Source organism: Rhizocola hellebori (genome assembly GCF_016862955.1).
Classification (GTDB): Bacteria; Actinomycetota; Actinomycetes; order Mycobacteriales; family Micromonosporaceae; genus Rhizocola; species Rhizocola hellebori.
Genome location: NZ_BONY01000022.1, coordinates 37,351 through 58,107 on the forward strand (window position 1 = coordinate 37,351; position 20,757 = coordinate 58,107).

General features: G+C 61.7%; 18 protein-coding genes. 12 read left to right on the forward strand and 6 right to left on the reverse strand.

The features are described from left to right. Window positions 1–195: 195 nt before the first annotated feature. The 3 genes from Rhe02_RS19380 to Rhe02_RS19390 form a co-directional block, all read right to left on the reverse strand. A complete protein-coding gene (locus tag Rhe02_RS19380; RefSeq protein WP_203909674.1) occupies window positions 196–1,275 on the reverse strand; it encodes an HNH endonuclease in 1,080 nt (359 codons plus the stop codon). Window positions 1,276–1,580: 305 nt separating this feature from the next. Beyond that, window positions 1,581–2,681, reverse strand: a complete 1,101-nt coding sequence (locus Rhe02_RS19385) for a hypothetical protein (RefSeq protein WP_203909675.1) — start codon at window positions 2,679–2,681, stop codon at window positions 1,581–1,583. Between the two features lie 538 nt (window positions 2,682–3,219). Beyond that, complete coding sequence (locus Rhe02_RS19390; protein ID WP_203909676.1) at window positions 3,220–4,788, reverse strand: hypothetical protein; 1,569 nt, start codon at window positions 4,786–4,788, stop codon at window positions 3,220–3,222. Between the two features lie 2,181 nt (window positions 4,789–6,969). Between Rhe02_RS19390 and Rhe02_RS19395 the strand changes: the two genes are divergently transcribed. The 10 genes from Rhe02_RS19395 (at window position 6,970) to Rhe02_RS19440 (ending at window position 17,251) form a co-directional block, all read left to right on the forward strand. Further along, complete coding sequence (locus Rhe02_RS19395) at window positions 6,970–7,896, forward strand: GNAT family N-acetyltransferase (protein ID WP_203909677.1); 927 nt, start codon at window positions 6,970–6,972, stop codon at window positions 7,894–7,896. Between the two features lie 332 nt (window positions 7,897–8,228). Beyond that, window positions 8,229–8,438, forward strand: a complete 210-nt coding sequence (locus tag Rhe02_RS19400) for a hypothetical protein (protein WP_203909678.1) — start codon at window positions 8,229–8,231, stop codon at window positions 8,436–8,438. A gap of 1,291 nt (window positions 8,439–9,729) precedes the next feature. Next, window positions 9,730–10,884 carry an FUSC family protein gene (locus Rhe02_RS19405; protein WP_203909679.1) on the forward strand — a complete coding sequence of 385 codons (1,155 nt, stop codon included), beginning with the start codon at window positions 9,730–9,732 and terminating at the stop codon, window positions 10,882–10,884. Between the two features lie 386 nt (window positions 10,885–11,270). Beyond that, window positions 11,271–11,666 (forward strand): VOC family protein, encoded by a 396-nt coding sequence (locus Rhe02_RS19410; RefSeq protein ID WP_203909680.1) that lies wholly within the window; start codon window positions 11,271–11,273, stop codon window positions 11,664–11,666. 10 nt (window positions 11,667–11,676) lie between these two features. Continuing rightward, entirely contained in the window at window positions 11,677–13,257 is a 1,581-nt protein-coding gene (locus tag Rhe02_RS19415) for a cation:proton antiporter (protein ID WP_203909681.1), read from the forward strand. Window positions 13,258–13,336: 79 nt separating this feature from the next. Further along, window positions 13,337–13,699: a YciI family protein gene (locus Rhe02_RS19420; RefSeq protein ID WP_203909682.1), complete on the forward strand. Its 363-nt coding sequence runs from the start codon at window positions 13,337–13,339 to the stop codon at window positions 13,697–13,699. A 123-nt stretch (window positions 13,700–13,822) separates the two neighbouring features. After that, complete coding sequence (locus Rhe02_RS19425; protein WP_239123918.1) at window positions 13,823–14,263, forward strand: pyridoxamine 5'-phosphate oxidase family protein; 441 nt, start codon at window positions 13,823–13,825, stop codon at window positions 14,261–14,263. 56 nt (window positions 14,264–14,319) lie between these two features. After that, a complete protein-coding gene (locus Rhe02_RS19430) occupies window positions 14,320–14,742 on the forward strand; it encodes a hypothetical protein (RefSeq protein WP_203909683.1) in 423 nt (140 codons plus the stop codon). Between the two features lie 850 nt (window positions 14,743–15,592). Continuing rightward, window positions 15,593–15,949 (forward strand): hypothetical protein, encoded by a 357-nt coding sequence (locus tag Rhe02_RS19435; RefSeq protein WP_203909684.1) that lies wholly within the window; start codon window positions 15,593–15,595, stop codon window positions 15,947–15,949. A 291-nt stretch (window positions 15,950–16,240) separates the two neighbouring features. Beyond that, on the forward strand, window positions 16,241–17,251 hold the full coding sequence (locus tag Rhe02_RS19440) for a hypothetical protein (RefSeq protein WP_203909685.1): 1,011 nt from the start codon (window positions 16,241–16,243) through the stop codon (window positions 17,249–17,251). Window positions 17,252–17,260: 9 nt separating this feature from the next. Here Rhe02_RS19440 and Rhe02_RS19445 read toward each other — a convergent pair whose 3' ends face one another. Beyond that, window positions 17,261–17,629, reverse strand: coding sequence for a hypothetical protein (locus Rhe02_RS19445; RefSeq protein ID WP_203909686.1), 369 nt, complete (start codon window positions 17,627–17,629; stop codon window positions 17,261–17,263). Between the two features lie 59 nt (window positions 17,630–17,688). Here Rhe02_RS19445 and Rhe02_RS19450 point away from each other — a divergent pair, with 59 nt between their 5' ends. Both Rhe02_RS19450 and Rhe02_RS19455 read left to right on the forward strand, forming a co-directional pair. After that, window positions 17,689–17,940, forward strand: a complete 252-nt coding sequence (locus Rhe02_RS19450) for a hypothetical protein (protein ID WP_203909687.1) — start codon at window positions 17,689–17,691, stop codon at window positions 17,938–17,940. A 1,023-nt stretch (window positions 17,941–18,963) separates the two neighbouring features. Next, window positions 18,964–19,782 carry a GntR family transcriptional regulator gene (locus Rhe02_RS19455; RefSeq protein ID WP_239123926.1) on the forward strand — a complete coding sequence of 273 codons (819 nt, stop codon included), beginning with the start codon at window positions 18,964–18,966 and terminating at the stop codon, window positions 19,780–19,782. A 6-nt stretch (window positions 19,783–19,788) separates the two neighbouring features. Here the strand turns inward: Rhe02_RS19455 and Rhe02_RS19460 are convergent, their stop codons facing one another. Continuing rightward, window positions 19,789–20,181, reverse strand: coding sequence for an SCO5389 family protein (locus Rhe02_RS19460; protein WP_203909689.1), 393 nt, complete (start codon window positions 20,179–20,181; stop codon window positions 19,789–19,791). A 114-nt stretch (window positions 20,182–20,295) separates the two neighbouring features. After that, window positions 20,296–20,715: a hypothetical protein gene (locus tag Rhe02_RS19465; RefSeq protein WP_203909690.1), complete on the reverse strand. Its 420-nt coding sequence runs from the start codon at window positions 20,713–20,715 to the stop codon at window positions 20,296–20,298. Window positions 20,716–20,757 lie beyond the last annotated feature (42 nt).

Consider the following 20,757-nt stretch of genomic DNA (forward strand, 5'->3'; position numbering starts at 1 on the left):
TCAAGGGCCCAAGAGGTGCCCTCAATCGCTTTTGCGTAGTGCCGTCTGAAGAGCTAAGCAGCATCCATGGCGTACAGGAGCTGCCCAAGGCTTTCGGTTTCGACGCTTTCGGTACAGGCAGCTAGGTAACGATCGGCTGGCCAGCCCGACTCCCATGTACCCGATCGACCCGAACAACGTATATGCCGTGTCCAATTAGGGCTGGTCGTCGTCCTCTGTCAGATAGTTCCACGGGGCGGAGCGTCGTCCGTCCATCCATGTGTCAGCGGCGAACTCGTCCAGCCATACCGAATCGCAAACGAATTCTCCGATTGGATCATCTGGCTCCCTGACGAGGCTGAAAGAGAAGCGGCCTGTGGCTGTCGCCTCTGCCTGCAGGTATTCCAATTCGTCACCATTAGCGCTGCTACGAGCTGCTGTCCCGATCACCCAGGCCTCGAACTCTCCCGCAAACCCCAATTCCATAACGCCAGGCGTGGTCCCGTCGTAGGAGACGGCGTCGATGACCAGGTTGGACAATTCAACTTCACCCGACTCTACGTCTGGTGCTCCCATTCCGTCATCGTGGTGTTCGAGTGCACTTTCGGCGGCCTTGGCGATACAGCTGAGAAGGTCAGACAGCGGCATGCAGAGGGCAGACTCGAGCGTTCCACCCCCTACCCGTTCCAAGATGGCTACAGCCGTACGCGCTTCCTCGTTCAGCCGGAGAGAGAACACATGAGTCGCCTCCCTCACCTCAACTTCCACTCGCCGGAAGACATGGAAGTCGACCTTGCCTGTTCCGAGTTCAGAAAGCCGCTGTACAACGGCAGGTGCACCCTCCTCGAAGACGGCACGACTAGCCGGATCATCTAGGTCCACCTGGGCGGCGACCAGCAGTGCACCGCCAAGTGCCGACTGATCCGGAAACCTCCGCACATTTTTCGAAATGCCTTTTGCCAGCCTCCGTGCCTTTCTTAGTCGATTTATTACCACCGGCACCGTTGTCAGGTCCATTGCACCCTTTGCTTTGTTGCAAGGGCCGCAGATTGGTGCGAGATTGTAGAGTGCGTGAACGTCATAGTCGTCGGGTAAACCAAAAGCCTGCCGTAGTCTGATCCGCTCCCTCGCGTTCGAGGCCTGTGGCAGGATGTGGTCTATCTCCAAGCTGGCGTAGTCTTTGTAATTCCGACACCAGTAACACTGCAAATCCCACGCTAGGCGCATAAAATGACGCAACAATTTGTTGTCGCCACCTGGCACATACCGCACAGTTCTGTCGACCATGTTGCTCATCCCCAGCTCAATTCGACCATCTTCGAGATGGCTAGGCGGGAAGATTGATAGCCGCGCACATCTGTGCACTGTAGCCGAAACCCGTTGGCGGTCTATGTGTCGTAGGCGGCCTATGCCGGCTCCGTGTTCTCCGTGTTCTCCGTGTTTGTCTCCGTGTTGGACTGCTGAATTCCTCTAGTTTTCATAAATGCGGCCCTACGGGCCGCGTGGCACGGCCCGCGGACCGGCCAGCCTTCGGCGCCGGCCGCGCCCGGGCCGCACGTATGGTCGCTTGCGAACAAATCCGCGTGACAAGCGGCTGTCTCTCACCCTCCGGCTTGGTCATCGATCTTTTGACCAGATTCTGGTGCGTAAACCGGCCGCGAGGCCTCAACCCTTACCTGTGATTCGAACCTAGTTTCACGTTCCGCTTCAGGAAGGAGTGCGTCGATCCAAACAAGGATCTGGCCAGCGCCTTCAATAAGTCGCAGCGCATCAAACCAATCGATAGGCCTGCCGCCTAGACGGGCCAGCCCTTCGTGCGCGAACGAATTGCGCACCGAACTTAGATTACGGAATATTTCCCAAAGCTTCGGCTCATCCTTCAACGACTTGCGCACTACCACCCGCAGTAATGAGTCAAACCTCTCGCCTGTCGACGGCTCTTTCTGCCAATTGCCCCTGTCATTGACCCACCCCCACAGTTGCGGGCTCATGCCATGCAGGCTCGCGAGAATGTCGAGCGCGTGAGTGATACGCGTCTCCAGGGCGGTATAGGCCAACACAATTGCTGGTCCAACCTCTTGCGTGAAACGACGCGCGTCAAGCAAGAGCAAGCTCGACGCGGTTGGTTGATAACCCCAGGGCAAACTGGCTATGTTTTGCCACGATGACGCATTTATCACCGTCATATTTTGCGTGAAGGATCCAGAACACTTAACCCGCATTCCCGACGCTGGATCGAGCCCCGATCCGTCGTCATCAAGAAAGAGGATCCGCCAGCTCGACCCGGTCGGGTCGAGAGGACGTATGTGGGGACTTGATGTTGCGATACGGAGTCTTTGGAGCCAGTCATTTGCAATATTCAAGACCAGCTCGATAGGAGGATCCATGACCCCAGGAGTTCTATCAAAAGAATCGCGAGCGAAATCAATTTGGAGAGCGTCCGCATCGATGGCCGGAGTTCCATCAACAGTAACGTTAGGGAGTGGAACCTGTGGGTCGCTCTTCTGAAGCTTGTTCGGATACTCCGTGACGGGGAGTTCACTTCGCTGGTCGAAGTCTCCCGGCTGAGCGCTGGATTTATAGGGAACGTACAGCTTCACTTTTGTGCCCGCGTAGGTAAATTCGTGCGGCTCAACCTGCTCCGATAGATCCACCGGCAGGAACAGTGTGAATGGAAGGAATGTCTGAAATCGCGCAATCACGAGTTCTCCTCAAGCTATGCCCATCTCGGCTCGCCTTGTGAACGAGGATTGAATCCCGATTGGACTGGGTTCAATAGATAGAACACACGATCCTAACGCCTATTTGTCGTATGTCCGTTGTGGTACTTCGTCGTAGCTCCCGCCGAGGGTCGTCGCTTCGCTCCTCCACCGCCGTGCTCCAGGATGTCTCGCCGCCGGCGGGGCTCAAGCTCGGGGTTGGGGTGCCAAGAACAAGGCCACACGTCCGGTTCGCTCCCGAGCGAAGCCCAGCAGACGAGACAGCGGGCCGCCAAGCGTCCGTGCGACCGCCGCCGGGTCCGTGCCTGCGGGGCAGCCCGCTGTCTCGCCCGCTGCCCGGAGGGCGGGAGCGAAGGCGACGGGTACGGGTGTCCTCTACGGGCAAGGTCCGATGATGGTGCGGCTCACCTCAAGATCGATCGTGCGATTAGCGTGCGACCAACCAATCCCGCAGACATCACAGAACTGTTGCTGCGCAACGGGTTGAAAGTGGAAGGTTGTCGATCAAGGTAGTAAACGACTAGTCCAAGAGCTGGGCAAGACCTCGTTTGTTATCCATGACACCGGCGATACTGACATCAGCTTTGGCTGAAAGCTCCAAGGGGGATAGGCCCGCTGATGTGGCGTTGTGAAACACGCGATCGATCCCAGCACCAACAATAGGCGGAACAGTTCGCAAGGTTCCGGAGAGTGCAATGGATGTCAGGTCGCCTGCATGCACGATCAGATTTCTCTGCCGGTATAGCCGACGAAAGGCGTCCTCGCATTGTCCTACCACGCCTTTGATAACCTCGTGAGGTCTCTCCACCAAGGCGTACATCCGTTCAAGGGCTAGGTTGTCCCGCACAGCAGGGATCCGAAGAGATCTGTCGCTGCGCATTGCCTGCTCCAGGACTCTTGTCCTAGCTAGATTGTCTGCGGAATCACGGATTTCAGCCGCCAACGAGTCGGAACATTGCTCGGCATACGCATTCGCAACCGAGGTCAATTCGGCTCTGATGTAGCTGCATGCCACCACGTTTGCCATCCTGCTTGCCGCGATCACACGATTTGCTGTATCGCCGGGGCCTACAAAGAGGGCCTCAATCGCTGCCCAACTCCCGGCTACAGCAGCTGCTGGAGTGCCGCGGTCGAGGGGCGCCAGGAGTTCAAGCACTGAGCGAAGCTCGTGAGGAAGATTCAGATCGAAGACAGCGGAGGTACTCTCCAGCGCGTGCACGTCGATTCGTCGAGGGCGCTGTTCATAAGACAGCGACTTGGTCTCCCCAATTACGTAGACCTTGTTGAAAAAGCGAAGCTTTTTTCTCGCACCTACTCGAAAGCGTGCCCTAAGATGTGACACTTCAGCTGCAACGGATGAGAGCACAGCCTGAACATCGCGTGCTTCAAGATCGAAGACCAGACCGCCCGTGAGCCGCAGTCCAGGATCGATATCGAAACCCCAACTTTCAAGCCATTCGACAGCCTTGGATGCCGTGAACCAATGAGGATGGTCCTGGGGCGGGTCGGGTTGAGTCACGGTTGGGACAAGTGCCGTATACGTGATTGGCGGCCGGCGGCGGAGTTCCTCAAGCTTCTCAACAAGATCAGCGAATGAATACACGTTCTCGTCATGCTGGGCGTAATAGTATAAGTACCTATGCAAGGAGTCTTCGCTAAATCCGGCGTCTAGCATGTGGCTAGCAACGGCCCGTGATGCCACCTCCGGATTTGGGTTTTTTGTACGGATATCCTGCGCCCAGCGCTCGAGATATGCCGTCTTCGCTCCTTCAATCAACTTGGCTAGCGCATAGGTCCCATGGCTGCCGGGCGTCAAGTTGCTGTTGACATAGCCGATCATCGTTCCGCGTTCACGGTCAGTGCCCATGCCAATATCTCGTTTTAGCCGAGCAACCAGCGATCCTGATAGATACTTGACAGCACTTTCTGATAGAGCACGCATCGAGGATGCCTTGGATGCTTCCACTAGCTCTTCCAGCTCAAGGACTGCTCCCAGACGCCATAGGCGCCGGTTCCAGGGTGTCAACGCCGAAAAATAATCAAGCGTTCGCCGCAGGAGTGCCTTGTCGTATTGGTTGTCAAGTAGCACCCGGCAATGTACCCTTCCAGTTGTAGACGGGAGAGAGTCGCTTCGGCCGCTCTCTCCCTTTGTTGTTGTCAGCATACCGGCTGATGTCGATCTCTTCCCGAGGACAGAGCTTGACGAGCTGCGTCTTGCGGGTGGCTGGCGTGGGCGTTCAAGGTGGCCTGGTGCCGCATAGTTCGCAGCAAGAAGCGTGGGCGGCTTCCATGGTCAAAATGCGATCCCCAGATCCATTTGGAGTGCATTCCAAGGCACGGCCAGATGGAGGCAAGTCGATAGGCGCCGTCAGGTTGACGCACCCATTCAGCGGGTCACCATCGTCGCCCTTCTGAGACGGGAACGCAGGGTTCGGATTGGGCTAGGCGGCCCCTTGGGTCGCGCGCTCCTCACCGGCCGTCTGGTCGCGGGCCAGATCGCGAGGGTGCAAAATGTGTGCAATGACCTTGACGAGAGATACGGGCTCTGCGCCGTGGTTGCGCACGTCAATCAGACATTGCGTCCATAATTGACTCGGTTTCCTAAGCCGCCGCCGGCCGAAATCCATGACTGGTGATCTAAACCGATGGGCCGATTCACTTGAACAAGATCAATCGTGCCCCGAGCGGGCCCCAACCCAGTTCCACAAACGGGCACGAGCAGGCGTTCAAAGCTGACCAGGCGATCAGCTGCGCGCGTGCTTCCGTTCCTCGGCGCTGACACGCCTGCAGTGCGGATCGACTTAGCCATCGATCCAAGGTCTTGGTGCTTGAAGGCAGTACGACGCGTCCGGCGATACGCTCGGAACTCAAACAGACACTAAGCAAATTATGGGTGGGCCATTGTGATCACTCTGCAGGAGGCTTACGACCGGTGGAACGTCTGCAACTCCTTCGAGTGGTATCGAAAGCGAGCTGCAAGCGGTAGGCCGGTATTCGGGGACGTGGGAGCATCGAAGATCGGCGGTCGCTGGATGGTCGACGAAGCGTTACTCGACCATGCCATCGTGGCCCGCGAAGCGGCTAAGGAGGAGCGACGCCGACGGGGCGCCGATTACCAGGCGCACATCCTCACGGGCGAGGATGGCGACACCATTCGGACAGACTGGGGCGGGTATCGCCGTGCGGCCGGATTCCACTTCGTATGGGACGACCAACGCGTAGCGATGAGGCACAGCGACGGCGTCTGGGTTTGTGACCAATGCTTCAAGGCCGCGTCGAGCGAATACGGACGCGAGGAGTGCCATCGCTGCCGGGACTGGTCTCCATGTAGGGGTGACTGCACCTTAAGCAAGATCTACTGTGCGGGGTGCGGAACATCAAAGACGATGTGATCTCGCGTCTTGGCCAGGTCGAGCGCTCAGCGAAAGCCACCGTGCCGAGGCACCTACATCAAGATCTCTCGAGCCATTGATGGGCCATTCGCCCGTTCCAGCGAGGGCTCGAACGGCTACGAGTGGTCAGCATTTGCCTAGGTAGAGACGGGTACCTCAGACAACGTTCGCGATGATCTAATGACTCTACGACCAGATCGAGCACTTCCCGCGGAACTCGGCAGGATGAAGCCTGTCCATTCCTCGCCTTCCCCAGTGACTATGCAGATCCGCTGTCCCAGCGTCTAAAGCTTCAATGAACTGAACCCGCTCTCGTCACCAGCGGCAAACGGTCCGAAGATCCGATGAAAGGCCGCCTCAGGCGGGCCACGGGATCCTCGTCACGAAGCCGGACCTACTCGTGCCCGTTCCGTGCCCGTTCCGTGCCCGTTCCGTGCCCGTTGTCGGGGGAAATCACGGTCAACGGCAGATCACGGCGGACAGACCCATCGCAGGGCTAAGCTCCAATGAGTGAGATCCGGTGGCACAGCTATCATCGCCGGGAGTGGCTTCCCAAGCTGACAGTGCGAGTTCGATTCTCGTCACCCGCTCCAATTGCGAAGAGTCTGGTCAGGACGCAAGTCCCAGCCAGGCTTATCTATTCTACGGCTCGATTTTCGGCGTCGTGCCCCGAACGTTTCTAGCGAGCCCTGGCTGGCAATCCCGCGAGCCCGTCGTCGTCGCCGCTGTCGTCATCATCGCCCGCTGCCCCTTCGGTCAGCGCTTCGTCGATGACCGGCCGAACTGCGCCGCGGCGGCCGCGACATACCGACGGGGCGTTGGGGGCACCAGGTCATTACGGCGACCCTGTCAACGGTTGCCATGGTTAAAATGTGATGGTGATCGATGTAATTGTCGAAGCCCATGAGGCCCGGTTTCGTGAGCTGGATCCGTTGCTTCCGCGCCGGGATCCGTTGCCTGATTCCCTGTCCGGCCAGATGTCGGTGATGGTGGACGGGGCGGTCGGTTACCCGCGCCGCATACGCGTCGATGCCGATTCATCGGCGGCGGACTGGAGCGTGCTGGACCAGCATCGGCTCGTGGCCCGCGTCGGTGGACTCGATCCCGTCGCGGCGATGGACGCGCTGCTGACCGGCTGGGTCGAGGTGGTGCACGCTATCGCCACGCCCGAGGACCGCGACTCGGCCGCGACGATCGGCTGGCCGAGCCGGGACACCGCGATGACACCCCTGTTCATCGACCGGGGCATGATCCCGTTGCGGGTGATGGCCGTACGCCAGGCAGGTCGGCCCGGCCCCGACGTTGCCTCGCCGGCGACGATCCGGCCGATGGCCGATGCGGATCTCGACGCGGTGGTCGCCCTGCATCTGGAGCAGATCCGCTGGGACAGGCAGTTCGGCGGTCCTCAGCCGCGGCCGGGCGCCGCCGAGGTGGCCCGCAGACAGTACAGCGCTCGTCTTCAACGCGGCGATCCGTGGGTATGGATCGCCGAATGCGACGGCCGTCCGGTCGGCATGATCGCGGTGACGCCGCCGGAGTCGGCTGGCTGGGTGGCGGGTTTGAGCTCGGCGAGCACTCCGGCATACGTGGGTACGACGGTGGTGCTCGCACCCCAGCGCGCCGGAGGCGTCGGCACGGCTCTGGTCGCCAGGGCGCACGCCGCGCTCGACCGTGAGGGCGTCGATCTGGCCCTGTTGCACTACAGCTCGCTCAACCCGCTGTCGGCGCCGTTCTGGCACCGATGCGGTTACCGTCCATTGTGGAGCTGGTGGTCGAGCAGCCCAGCATCCCGGCTCCGCCTTTGACGCGCTGCCGCTAGGTTCAAGCGGGAGGGACATTCATGGTCGATGCACAGCCGGGAGTCGTGAGCCGGCCTATCGCAACGCCATCGAGCTGATGCTGCGCGGCCAGGTCGCGTTCGCCAATCACCTCAGGATGCAGGCTGCAGGGTAGGCCCGGACCAACCCTGCAGATTCCTCGACGAGGATGCGCCGACGCCTGCTGCGGTGCCGAGACGCCGCGGTCAAGGGCGGGACCCATGATGTCGGTGATATGTTGCGGAGGAAGTTGGTTGCGCATCCGCCGTGGCGGGCCGCCAGATTGTCAGCCTTTCCGCCCGCGGCCTAGGAGAGATGCGATGACGAGCAACAACACACCCCCGGGCGACGCAGGTCTCGGGATCTGGGGAAATCTCGGGATCTGGATCGCATTTGGCGCTGCCTTCGGCCTCCTCGTCGGGGGTTTCTTTGACAACGTCGCTCTCGGTATCGCGCTAGGTCCGGCCCTGGGTGTGGCCGCCTGGGCCGTCTTCATCGCGCCGCGAAGGAATGCCCGCGGCGAATCCTGAGCCTCGCGCCCGAGTATGGGCTACGGGGTCGCGGGCGCATCCATGATCGATGCCGGCCCTCCGGGAGGCATACAGGTCAGCTAGGAACTCTTCATACTCGGCGTCGCTCTCAAAAGGGTCCGGAACGATCGCCCAGATCCTCCGCCGATTCCACAGGCTTGACCCCCTGCCTCCGCGCCAACTCCTCGATTGACACGAAGTCATCCATCGGCCACAGCTGCAGCCGCTCCGCACTAGTCATCACGACCACCTCCGTCGATCGGCACCTCACACACACACACACACACACGTACCAATATCAAAGTCTAGTTGATCGTCTACCTTCGCGAATGAGCGAAGCCGTTGTGCCGTAAAGGACTTTGTCCATTCAGGACCACGGATCGGCATTTCCCAAGCTGACTGTGTGGTCGATGACCTTGCGCTACCGGGGGCCGGATCCCCGCCTCTTGAACATGTCTTGGAATGCCGCGATAGTGCCGCCAGACCGAAGCTCCTCGATCTTGACTTTCGGAAACTCTCGCGCTAGTCGCCTGAACCCATGCTTCGCCATAAAGGCGCCGACAATAACGAACGGAACTGCCGCTGCGGGCAGCAAGAAGAACGAGAAGCTCAATTCGAGCGTGTAGACGACAAATGCCCCCACCAGCATCGCGACCAAACCGCCTACATACAGCCGGCCCGCCCAAAGTACAGCTGGATAAGCCTCAGACTGTCGAATGGCGTCCAGGCCTATAGACCCTTGCTCACCGGATGCCACTGTGCCTGCCTGACTGGAATGGAGGTCGGGAGGCGACGATCCTAATTGCCGACACCAGGCTCGCGCAAACGATGGTCGCTCGTGATCGAATGACTCCGAGGTATTCCCCGGGGATGTGTTTTAACAGGATCAGCATGGGCTGGCAGAACTGCGTCCCAAGCCAATTTGGACGAACATCGAGTGTCTGACTCTCAATCGGCTCCCGTCGCCCGAATCGTGGCTGGTTTGATTTTCCGCTGGCGCGAGATACGCAAGATGATTCTCAATGTCGAGACGGCAGATACTTCGCCAACCCTAGGCCGGGCTCTACTCGCTGGTTTGGCTCATATCGAGAAAGATCGTGGGCGAGCGGGCTACGGTGGGGGTACGGACTCGCGGACGCTAGCTGTGGACCTATGCGGGTGGCATGGCGATCCGGTTCCTGATCGCCTAACACACCGAAGTCGTAAAGCCTGGACAGGCTGAGCCAGCTTTTGCGCACGCCAGGCTGCCGTGATCTCCAGTTTCAGGTGTAGGCAATGAGCGAGGTTCACCATGGCCAGTGCAACCGGGCGGGAAGAACGGCCGGTCCACGGGGGAAAAGCCGCGAGCTGGCTGTCCAAGGTGTTTGAGCTCAACCCAGCGGCGATCAACTGGCCGCGAGCAGTGATGGCCCTGGACATCATGCTGGTGCCGCTGGTCGTCTTCTGGGCGATCGGGCACGAGGAATACCTCCTCAGCGCGCTCTTCGGCGTGGTGTTCACCGCACTGGCCGACCCGGGAGGCAGCTACGGGCACCGCTTGTCGCATACCGGCATCTTTGCGCTGATCGGCGCGGGGCTGACCGCGCTGGGGTTTGGCCTCGGCGGCGACGCCTGGGGGTGGCTGGTGCTTGCGGCATTCGCGGTCACGCTGGTGGCCGGCCTGGGAGTGATGTTCGGAGTGCACAGGTTCGTCACGGCCTACCTTCTCAACGCCTGGTTCATCATCGCGCTCTCGCTAGCGGCCAGCTTCGACCACGACGCCCGCCTCACCAGCCACACCTGGGCTCAGGCTCTCGCCTGGGTCGGGGGGTCGGCACTGTGGATCGCGCTGAGCTTCGGCGCGTGGCTGATCCGCGGGCGCCACGACCAGCCCCAGCCGTTCACGGAGCTGCCCGGCGACACCTCGCGGCGGAAACTGACTGCGCCGCTGATCATGTTTGCACTGATCCGGGCCGTCGCCATAGCCATCACCTTCACGCTTGCGTTCGGGCTGGACCTATCACACGGCTACTGGATGCCGATCGCAGCCATTGTCGCGATAAAGGCAAGCCTGGACCAGACCACGATCGCCGCCGCGCAACGCCTTGCCGGCGCGCTCATCGGCGCCGCCGCGGCGGCACTGCTACTGCTGATACCCGCTAGCGAACACGGTCTCCGAATATTCGTGGTCGACCGCGGACTCGAAGTGGTAGCACTCGTTCTGCTGATGCACGGGGTGGCGATCCGCTTCTGGAACTACGCGCTGTACTGCGGGATCATCACCGCAGCAGCGCTGATCCTGGTGGACCTTCCGCACCCCTCCAACTATGCCGCCGAGGGCGAGCGGGTGCTGTGGACGTTGTGCGGCGTCGGAATCGGCGTGCTCGTCATGCTCCTCGCCGGTCTGCTTACCAAGCGCACTGCTAAAAAGCGCCTCCACAACTCAACCCATGCCCGCTCGGCGTGACGCGTAGCTCCGCAGGTATTAGGCTCGAACCAACGTAGCTTTCGCGACGGTTCACAGTGACCTGCGAACAGATGTATACCGAAGAACCCTCTTACGTCCCAGGGAAACGCTCAGCGCGCACTCGGGGCCTCAAGCCATTGCTGCTGATCCACGCCGAGGCAGGCCACCACCGTCGACAAAATCAGCCGTCAGACACAGCTGAAAGTGATACGCCGGAGAACTCACCGTGACCTGGCCTAGCTGCAACGCCAGATCTCCCCACTCGGCGAGGCTGTTGACCGCTTCCCGAAAGCCCAATGCAGGAATGCCCCGCCGTCGGATATGCCGTTCCCGAAGTGCAGAAGCAGGACCACTTCCACGCCATCAGCTCGACGTAGGGTTTGCCCATGACGACGGTCACCACACAAGTTCAGCTCAACCTATTCTGCGCCAATGTTGAGGCCTGTCTTGCCTTCTACACCCGACTAGGAATGGCAGAGGCATTCAGGGCACCGACTAACGGACCTATCGAACACGTAGAGGTCGAGGCGGCTGGTATCCGAATTGGCCTGACCTCGGCGCAAGTCGCCAACGCGCTTGTGGGACTTGGCGTGGGCACTCAGAGCAGCCCGTCGACCGAGCTTGTCTTGTGGTGCGAGGACGCCGACGCGTATTACGAGCAGGCCATGGCGGCTGGCGCGGCCAACGTTGTCGGCCCGATGGATTCGCCTGATGGACGGCTTCGTTTTGCTTGGGTACGCGACCCCGACCACCACCAGATCAAGTTCGTCCAAAAACGTTAGCCTGATCTTCGTGAACGATGTGCAGCTTCTTCTGATTGTTGGCGCTGGCATTGCCGTGGCGGCTGTCGCGCGCAAGCGCAACATTGAGCCGGGCATGATCATTGTGGTGCTGGCCGCGGCCGCGTCATTCATTCCGGGCATGCCGCGGCTGGAGCTGGACAGTGAGTTCATTCTGGCGGTGGTGGTGCCGCCGTTGCTCTACTCGGCGACGCGCGGAATGTCGGTGTCCGCGTTCGGGGCCAACTTGCGGGCGATCGTCACGCTCGGGGTGTTGCTGGTGCTGCTGACCGCGGGCGTGCTGGGGCTGGTGGCCGCCTGGTTGCTGCCGGCGATTGGAGCGGGCGCCTTCGTGCTGGGCTCGGTGCTCGCGCCACCGGACACGATCACCACGGTGTCGCATGGGGACGAGATCGGTTTGCCCAAGCGGGTTACCTCGATTCTCACCGGCGAGAGTCTGGTGAACGACGCGACCGCGCTCACTTTGTTCAGTATCGCGATTGGCGTGGTCGGTGGTGAGCACGCCTCGTGGGGGCATGGTGCGCTTGAGTTGCTGCGAAACGCAACAGTGGGCATCGCCATCGGTGGGGCGTTCGCGGTGGCGACATTGTGGATCCGCAAGCGGTTGGGCAACCCGACGCTGGAGACTTCGCTGGTGCTGCTGGTGCCATTTACCGCGTTTCTCGTCGCCGAGACGGTACACGCCTCAGGAATTTTGGCTGTGGTGGCAGCAGCTTTCTTGATCAGCATCAACCTGACCCTTGACCCAAAGCACCAGTACCCGGGCGCTTACCGCACCAGGCTTCAGGAGCAGGCATTCTGGCCGGTACTGGATTTCGTGCTGGAGACGTTCGTCTTCGCCTACATCGGCTTGCAGTTGAAGTTCGTGCTCGACGACCTGGCCCACTCGGCGCAGCCGGGGCTGGCCCGCACACTCATAGCGGCAGGTGTTCTGCTGGTGGTGGCGATCGTGTTCCGGCTGGTGGCGGTGTACCTGCTGTTTGGCCGATGGACGCTGCGGAACCGGATGGTCAAACGGCGCGCCGATCGCGACGCCGCCTTTCGTGACGCCATCGAGCGACGCCAGCAGCGGCGCGGCCGCCGTGGTGGTGGGCAGCCGCTGGATCCGCCAACGCCGAAGGAGACGCTGCTTGTCGGCTGGATAGGCATGCGCGGAATCATCACCTTGGCCGCCGCGGGTTCGACGCCGGTCTGGGTGCCGGGCCGCGACGCGATCCTGGCCATCGCCCTGCTCGTGACGCTCGGCACCCTGCTCATGCAGGGCACCACGATCGGATGGCTGACCCGGCGGCTGTCCTTCGACCTGACCGCCGAACGAGCCCACGAAGACGAACTCCGCCAGCGCGGACACCAGATCGTGGCCGAAGCGGCTAGACAACCCGCCACCGATCCGGACGCCTCGTTCGAAAATCAGCGGCTCGCCGTGGGCAAGGCCGTGAGCGAACGGCGACTCACCGAGGAGGTTGCCCGCGCGCTGATCGAGGATCTCGACCTTCGTCAGGCCGCCACGCACACCATGCCACCGATCGGCGCCGGACCTCGTCCGAATTTCCCCGGAAAATTTTCAGCATGAGGTTGTCGGATCTGCCGGACGCCGTTCGTAGCGTAGGTGGAGCCGGACATTTGGTCCGCCAGAGCAGAGGGAGCAAAACATGCCCGAGTACCTCATCTACTTCAACCAGCAGTGGGTGGGTGACCACACAGAGGAGTGGTTCCGCGGGCGCGGGCCACTGGCCAGGGCGGTCGTTGACGAGATCAAGGCCGCCGGGGCATACGTCTTCGCCGGGGGTCTGGAGGAGGAGGACGGCCCGGTCTTCAGCGCCGACACCACGAGCGGCAGGTTGTTGTTCACCGACGGGCCCTATGTCGAAAGCAAGGAGTTTTTGGGTGGACTGACCATAGTGGACGTGGCCGACGAGGCGGCGGCCAAAGTGTGGGCAGGCAAGATCGCGGAAGCGTGCGGCTGGCCTCAGGAGGTTCGCCGATTCAAGCCGCGACGCGAAGCCCAGGAATGAAATCGCCACATGTCAAATGAGAGTCAAGCCATGGCGTGACCGGTGAGGCGCCTGAAGCCCGGGTCAGCCGTCCTGATCCGGCTTCGGGCCTTCGGGTTTGACGATCGCGCTAGCCTTTGGGTCATGTCCCTGGCAATGACGCCCGCCGAACGCGAGGCTTTCCTCGCCGAAGTTCACGTCGCGGTTGTGACCGTGGCCGACGATGACGGCCGCGGTCCGCTGGCCATTCCGCTCTGGTATGACTATCAGCCCGGTGGCGAGATCATCCTGGTGACCGATCGCAGCAGCCGCAAGGCCCAGCTCATCCGCAAGGCCGGCCGGGTCACCGTCTGCGCGCAGACCCAGCAGATGCCCTATCGGTACGCCTCCGTCGAGGGCCCGGTCACCGCGATCGAAGACACCGTCACCGTCGAGCAGCGCTGGGCGCTCGCCAGCCGCTACCTGGGCCGCGAGGGCGCCGACGGCTACATCGAGGCCACCCGGGACCGCACCGACCACATGTGCGCCATCCATATCCGCCCCGAGCACTGGCTGACCCGCGACTACACGAAGACTGGCGGATAGGGGTCATCACCCATCGGGCCATGTTCCGAGGTCGCCGTACCCGTCAGAATATGTAGATGGATCAGTCCTCGGGCTCGACTCTCGCGCAGGTGATCCCCATCGCTGCAATAGGTCTCGGTCTGGAGCTCCGCTCATACTCACAGCGGCTGCGATCCTCTGGACGCATCCAGTGGGCCGTCGCCATCGTGATCTCCTACTTCGTAGGGACGGTCATGGCCTTGCTGAGTTATTGGGAGACAAATGCGCTCAACGCCGTCTTCCAGGACAGCATCGCCAGGGACATCGGCATGGTAATGGTGATCAACATAGCCATCGGCACGGTGTTCTTCCTGCCCTTGTTCGACCTGACCTTCGCGATGGCAGGCACCATCCCCAAGGACCGCAAGCTGGCCCGCCGCGTGGTCCTCGCCGTCACCATTCCGGCCTATTTCTTGGCAATCTTCCTCGCGTCCTTCCGGTTTCCGGACACTCATTACTGACATTCACAGCTCAGGAAAAGCAAATGCCACAGTCCAAAGCCTTTGTCGCATGCCCGTAGTGATCACCCGCCGTAGCTCATGCCGAGGGTCGTCGCTTCGCTCCTCCACCTGCGTGCTTCAAGACCTTTGCGGGTACCGAACCTCGCTGCATGACCTTGCGGCGGTATCGATCTGATAGATGGCCCCGTGGGGATGGGATCGTGGCGGTATCCACACCGAGCAGATGCGGTGGGTCGCCCGCGCCGATCGGCGCCGGACCTCGTCCGAATTCCCCCGGCGAATTTCTAGCGAGATGTAGAGGTCAGGGTGTTCACAAGGTGAAGGGCCCGCTGCGCCAACAGCAGGCCCTTTCAGCGGCCGATACGTGTCCGGGCTACAGACGAGTGTCGGGTCCTACCACTCCTTGACGGACAGCTTCCGAACCCGCGCCGCCCCGCTCTGGACCACCGGCATCTGCTCTCCAAGATCGGAATCGTCGCCACGACGTGGACGTCGCTGAGTCGCCCGTGCGCGGGGGTCGGTGGCGGGGGGTGGCCCGAGAGATAAAGGGCCAGCTGCGCCAACAGCAGGCCCTTTCAGCGGCCGATACGTGTCCGGGCTACAGACGAGTGTCGGGTCCTACCACTCCTTGACGGACAGCTCTCCGCCCACTCTCGGCCACCGGCAATTGTTCGGGATCGTCTCGAGGCTCTGGCGCACGCAGCATGCCCTGCTCCACTATGGACACCAAGTGCTTCGAGGTTCATGACGGCGCCAACCGCCATGACGAGACAGAACCCTCGCCGCACGACATGTCCGGGCTCACGAAATTGGAAGGCGAGAGCGCACACACCTACAAGGGAAAGGCGAGATGTTGGGATCCCGACGAAATCCATTATCCGCGCTGCACATGCGGTTAATGATCTTAATTGCGCTATGCGCGGCGCTGGAAGCGCTACTGCGCATGGGGTATGAGCCAGTCTTCGCTGCAGCGGCGGTCTGCGTGGCCGCTTTTGGTACGACGCTGTTCGGATGCAGGCTGTTTCCGACCTGGTCGGAGCACACGAGGTCGGTGACGGTGGTGATCGTCGCGGTCATCGTTATCGCTGGCGGCGTACCCAGTGCAGATCTTGCCTGCCTCCTGCTGATGCTGGCGGCGATCTGGCAAATGATCTGGCTAGTAAGGTCTCGGGCCGTCGCGCGACCCGGGCAAGTGGCGGAAGCCTGATCATGTCAGGAACGGTTGGTCGGCCCTTTGGGCCGGTCGGCCCCGACAGACCGTTCGCGGATTTCGCGAACGGTCTTAGGGCGTTGAAAAACGCCGATGGGTCGACACTCGAGCGCCTGAGTGGGCGTGCAAACTACAGCAAGTCAGCGTTCTCTGACGCAGCCGGCGGGTTAAGACTTCCAACACTTGAGGTGACGCTCGCCTTTGTCCGGGTGTGTGGCGGCTGCGAGCCGGAATGGGAAACAAGATGGACGTTGGAGTACAAGCGGTCTAACGGGCGCGAGACCTGACGTGAGCAACCAGATTCGACCGCTTAACGCGGGGAGCGATACCGTCCGGGCACTAGCGGAGCAAGGAACCCTTCGTGCCCAATACGAGCGGGCGTCTGCCGACGTCCGCCGACGGTTGCGCGTCGAAGCGTTCGAACTGGTGTATCCATTGGTCTTTAGGCAGCTCACCCGCAAGATTGAGGCGCGTCGCGGCCACCACGCTTGCATGGCGTCAATCAGAAGTCTTGAACCAGACTGCCTGGATCGGTTCCACGACGACATGGACGCCGTCCTCGATGATCTCTTTCACAACGCTCGCGTACCGATCCACAACCTTGAGGGCTGGGTGAGTAAGCGTGTCGTGGCTGCGACTGTCGATGGCCACCGTCGCCGCCGGGGGGAGCGCGGAGCACTGCAGCGGCCTCGGATCCCGCGATGGCTCGCGGTAAAACTGGGTAATGACAAGCGGTTGATGGACCTGGCCGTGGACATGCTGGAGTGGGTTGGCGTGGAGGCGACCGCCGGACTGCACGCCTGGCCGATCGAGGTGTGGTCGGCCAGGCGCCAGTTCCAAAGTGCCGACTACGAGGAAGCTAGCCGGTCGGTCGAAAGGGATATCGCGACGGTGATTGCCGCCATGCGCCTTCGTCCAAACTGGTACGCGGACTATGTCGAACGGCCAATGGGACGAAAGCGCCTGCCGCTAGCTGGATCGGGCGAGGTACAACCGGAGTATGTGCTAGATCCGGTGCTGGCGGCTGAGACGGCTCACGCCGCCGATGATGCCCGGCGCACCGAGCTGGCGGCGTTGGCAGTCGCGGCGATCCAGGCCCGACTGACACGAGGTGAGGAAGCTCGCGCAGTGGTCACCGACGTACTCTCGACGGCCTTCGGAGCAGGAACGGGATCGGACAGCCTGGATCGAGTACCCGGACAGGAATCTGCCGACGACGAACGTATGGCCGCTCAGCTAGCTGATCCGGCAACGGTTGATCAGATCGTCCGAATCGTGCTGGACTTGCTATCGCCATGAGCGAGCAGATCACCTCAGCGGGAGCTTCACCGCCCGCCGATCAACTGCCCCTGCTTTGATCCGGCCGAGGCCCGGTGACATCGTCAATTCTAGTGCGACGTGGTAGATGAGTCCGTCTGCCAACGCGAGCGTGAGGTCTGTCCAGCTTTCCGGGGTGGTCAGAGTCCTTCTGCCGTACCAAATAGGGAGTTGCTTGGCAGTGCCGCCCTTGGGTAGCAGCGCGAATTGGGGTGTGGCCCACGACCACAGGGGAACCAGGCTCTCCCTGATCGGCTCGAGCACGCCAGAGGCCTGTCTACGCAGCCACCGCAACCGCGGCGCGGATCCGGCAAGGAAACGCTGCAGGAACGCTTCGTCCTCAGTGGTCGTCGCCGTCACCCCTCGCGACTGGTCTCGCTGTCGTAAGCTGCGGGCCACACGGGCAGAGGGGACAGCACATGAGACACCCGGCAGCGACCATGAAGTTCTGCATCATCGCGGTGGTGTTCACCGTTGTGGGCCTGGTGTTCGTCGGTTCCGCCGCTGCTGACCCCGAAGCGGAGTTCAGCTCGGTCGGGTCAGCGCTGGGCTATGTGCTGCTCGTGCTCGGGGTGATCAATTTCGCGGTGCACTCGGTGGCGGTGCTTTTGCATGACCACGAGATGTGGCGCAGCACCCACTTCACCGAGATCATCGAGACCGAGGATTGAACCTATTTGCGCTGACCGCCATAGGCGGCCCGCCGCCGAATGATGAACTTGTTTGACCGCTTGTACTGGCGGCACGGCCACGTCTCACCGCAGCAATGACAGCGGCTTTCGGGTTCCGATGGCAGGTGGAGCCGCCGATGCGCCTGCGCCCGAGCCATGAGCAGCATCTCGGGCCACAGAACGAAGCGCAGGAAGGGATCCACGAATCACCCGCTACAACGGTAAGTATTTTTGTTGACCGGCGGCCCACAACGCAGGTCATGGCCAAGTTCGTGGTGCGAAGACGAATTGGCTGGATGACCCGAATGGGGCACTCACTCTGGTGCGTCGTGCGGAGGTCGGCCCAGCAGGGAGCCACTGCCCATTGGCGGGCCGCCGGAGACTCACGGGTACGGTCAGACCGTCAAGTCGGTGCCGAAGTGGGGATGCGATGGCTGGTGCACAGATTCACCTCCTGCGTCGGCTTCTCTTCGCTGGTGCAGGGTCGCCGAGCATGGCTGATTGTGCGGCCCCGCAGCTGCACTGGTGCGCGATGTGCATTTCAGCGCGCACACACACGTGCCGCCGGTCGGCCGTGTTGGGACATTTCTCGTCGGTTTGGCCGGGAAGAGTGAAGGGACTCCCGCATCTCATGGTCGCCTCCCGCGCAGGAGAGCGTCGCGCAGGTAGGTCATGTCCGCGACGGGGGCCAGGGACTCCATCCAGTGAAGATCCTCGGAGGACCACTCCTGAGTGTCATCCAGGAGCGGAGCCCGCGCTTGGCCAAATCTGGCCGAATCTGGCTCGTTTTGATGCTGTCCCGGACTCATCCCCTAACCCCTCTCGACGGCGGTTGGTATGCCAACCATAGGCAGGAGAGCAGCGTGCTGGCAATGGCTTGGCATACCAAGTTTTGTGCCAAATAGATCGAGATGGACCTGATCAGCGAGTTGGCAGGCCTGTTGACTAGTCAACATTTTTGCACAAGCAGTACAGTTGGGAGCAGGGTTGGCACGCCAAGCGAAGGGAGCGCACGTGAAGCCGATGGATACACCGGATGCCGGCCACATGTACGAGCGCATCGCCGCCGCGCTGCGCGACCAGATCACCAACGGCACGCTACGGCCGGGTGATCGCCTTCCCACGCAACAGGAGCTCGTCGACACGTTTGGCTGTAGCCGACAGGTCGTCCGGTTCGCTCTCGACCTCCTGGAGAACGAGGGCCTCGTCGACCGCATCCAAGGCTTCGGCACGACGGTTCGTAAATACGATCCGCTGGTACGCCGTTCCGCCCTGCACTACCGCGACATGCCCAACGCCCCGTTCGCCGAGGAGGCCCTTGCCGCGCAACGGACTCCCCGCTACACGCACCACACCCGGCTCGACCGGATCGGCCCTGACGTCGCCAGCCGCTTGGGGCTCGAAGTCGGTACAGAGGTGATGCGCACAGATTACGTAAGTTACGTCGACGACCAGCCCGCCATGCTCGTCACCTCATACGAGAACCTCGAATACACCAGAGGCACCGTGATCGAGAAGCCCGAAGAGGGTTACCTCGCCGGCGCCGGGCTGGTGCCCCGCTTCACCGCGATCGGCCGGCGTCCCACCAAAATCACAGAGCGGGTAAGGGTTCGGCCACCGCGGCCGGCCGAAGAGGAGATGCTCCGAATCAAGCCGGGGGTGCCGGTCATACTCATCTCCCGGACCACTCAGACTCGCGAAACGATCCTGGAAACCGCCGACATCATCATTGCCTCGAACCTCTTCGAGCTAGAGAACTCGTTCGTCATCGAGCCGCTTGTGTCCACATTGGAGCAACAGCACGAGCGGCCCGCCAGCCAGGACGGGCCACTCAGTGTGTGAGTCTGCTTAGCAGTTCAGCAATTCCGGGCTCTGGTTGAGCAGCTGGGCGCGTGCCGAGATGAACTCCTGATGCGCCGCGCCACCTACGGCCTCCGGCCGGAAAGCTCCGGTGGAGCAGCAGTTCTGGAACTCCAGTTTGATCCCGTAGTGCCTTTCCACGGCTTGCCGCATCGGGCTGCTCGCCATCAGGCGCAGAAGCTCGCCCTGGTCCTTGTCACTGGGTGGATTCGTTCGGTCCACGGCATGTCCATTGCCGGTGGTGCCGAGATCACTTACCAGCTGATCCACCACCTTCCATGCGTAAGGCAGCGAATCCCGCACGCACGCAAGGAATTCCTCGTCACTGACCGGCCCGGCCTTGGCCACTTCCAGCAGCTCGGGCGACACATTAAGAGACATGAGTGATACTCCGATCTAGGTTGACAATGTGTCTTGAATGTCAGAGTCCAACCTAGACACGCCAAATAGCAAAGGAGCGAGTATGAGTGAACGACACGCCAATGATTTTCGTTTTCAATAACCGGTGATTCGCCGCCACAGCGCGACGTACCCGCGCAGCATCCAGGAAACCGCGAGCCAGAACGCGACTCCGCCCAGCGCGTGCACCGCCCACGCGCCAGCCAGGGTCGGGCCGCCCCAGGCGTCGGCGTAGTCGCCGTTCATTCCCAACAAGGGCCGGGCGGGGTACGCCAGATTCAGCACAACGCCGAGCCAGCAGTACCCCGCCACGGCCAGCGAGACCAGGTCGAGCGGCACCGCGGCAAGCCCACGCCACCGAGACAACGCGGGTGTTCGCGCGAGCAAAGCGAATGCGACGCGGCGCTGCGCCGACCCCCGGTCCATCAGCGACCAGATCCCGAGTGGCAGCGATAGCAGCAGGAAAAGGGTGTAACGATACGGCTCCGCCGAGATCGGCAGCTTCCACCATGGCATGGGCCACAGCGTAGCGATTGATCGCCAGCTGTGGATGGGAGT

Coding starts and splice junctions, on each gene's coding strand:
- Rhe02_RS19380 (WP_203909674.1), bottom strand. CDS start 1,275: ATGAGCAACATGGTCGACAGAACTGTGCGGTATGTGCCAGGTGGCGAC.
- Rhe02_RS19400 (WP_203909678.1), top strand. CDS start 8,229: ATGACGAGCAACAACACACCCCCGGGCGACGCAGGTCTCGGGATCTGG.
- Rhe02_RS19405 (WP_203909679.1), top strand. CDS start 9,730: ATGGCCAGTGCAACCGGGCGGGAAGAACGGCCGGTCCACGGGGGAAAA.
- Rhe02_RS19410 (WP_203909680.1), top strand. CDS start 11,271: ATGACGACGGTCACCACACAAGTTCAGCTCAACCTATTCTGCGCCAAT.
- Rhe02_RS19420 (WP_203909682.1), top strand. CDS start 13,337: ATGCCCGAGTACCTCATCTACTTCAACCAGCAGTGGGTGGGTGACCAC.
- Rhe02_RS19425 (WP_239123918.1), top strand. CDS start 13,823: ATGTCCCTGGCAATGACGCCCGCCGAACGCGAGGCTTTCCTCGCCGAA.
- Rhe02_RS19430 (WP_203909683.1), top strand. CDS start 14,320: ATGGATCAGTCCTCGGGCTCGACTCTCGCGCAGGTGATCCCCATCGCT.
- Rhe02_RS19435 (WP_203909684.1), top strand. CDS start 15,593: ATGTTGGGATCCCGACGAAATCCATTATCCGCGCTGCACATGCGGTTA.
- Rhe02_RS19450 (WP_203909687.1), top strand. CDS start 17,689: ATGAGACACCCGGCAGCGACCATGAAGTTCTGCATCATCGCGGTGGTG.
- Rhe02_RS19455 (WP_239123926.1), top strand. CDS start 18,964: ATGGATACACCGGATGCCGGCCACATGTACGAGCGCATCGCCGCCGCG.
- Rhe02_RS19460 (WP_203909689.1), bottom strand. CDS start 20,181: ATGTCTCTTAATGTGTCGCCCGAGCTGCTGGAAGTGGCCAAGGCCGGG.
- Rhe02_RS19465 (WP_203909690.1), bottom strand. CDS start 20,715: ATGCCATGGTGGAAGCTGCCGATCTCGGCGGAGCCGTATCGTTACACC.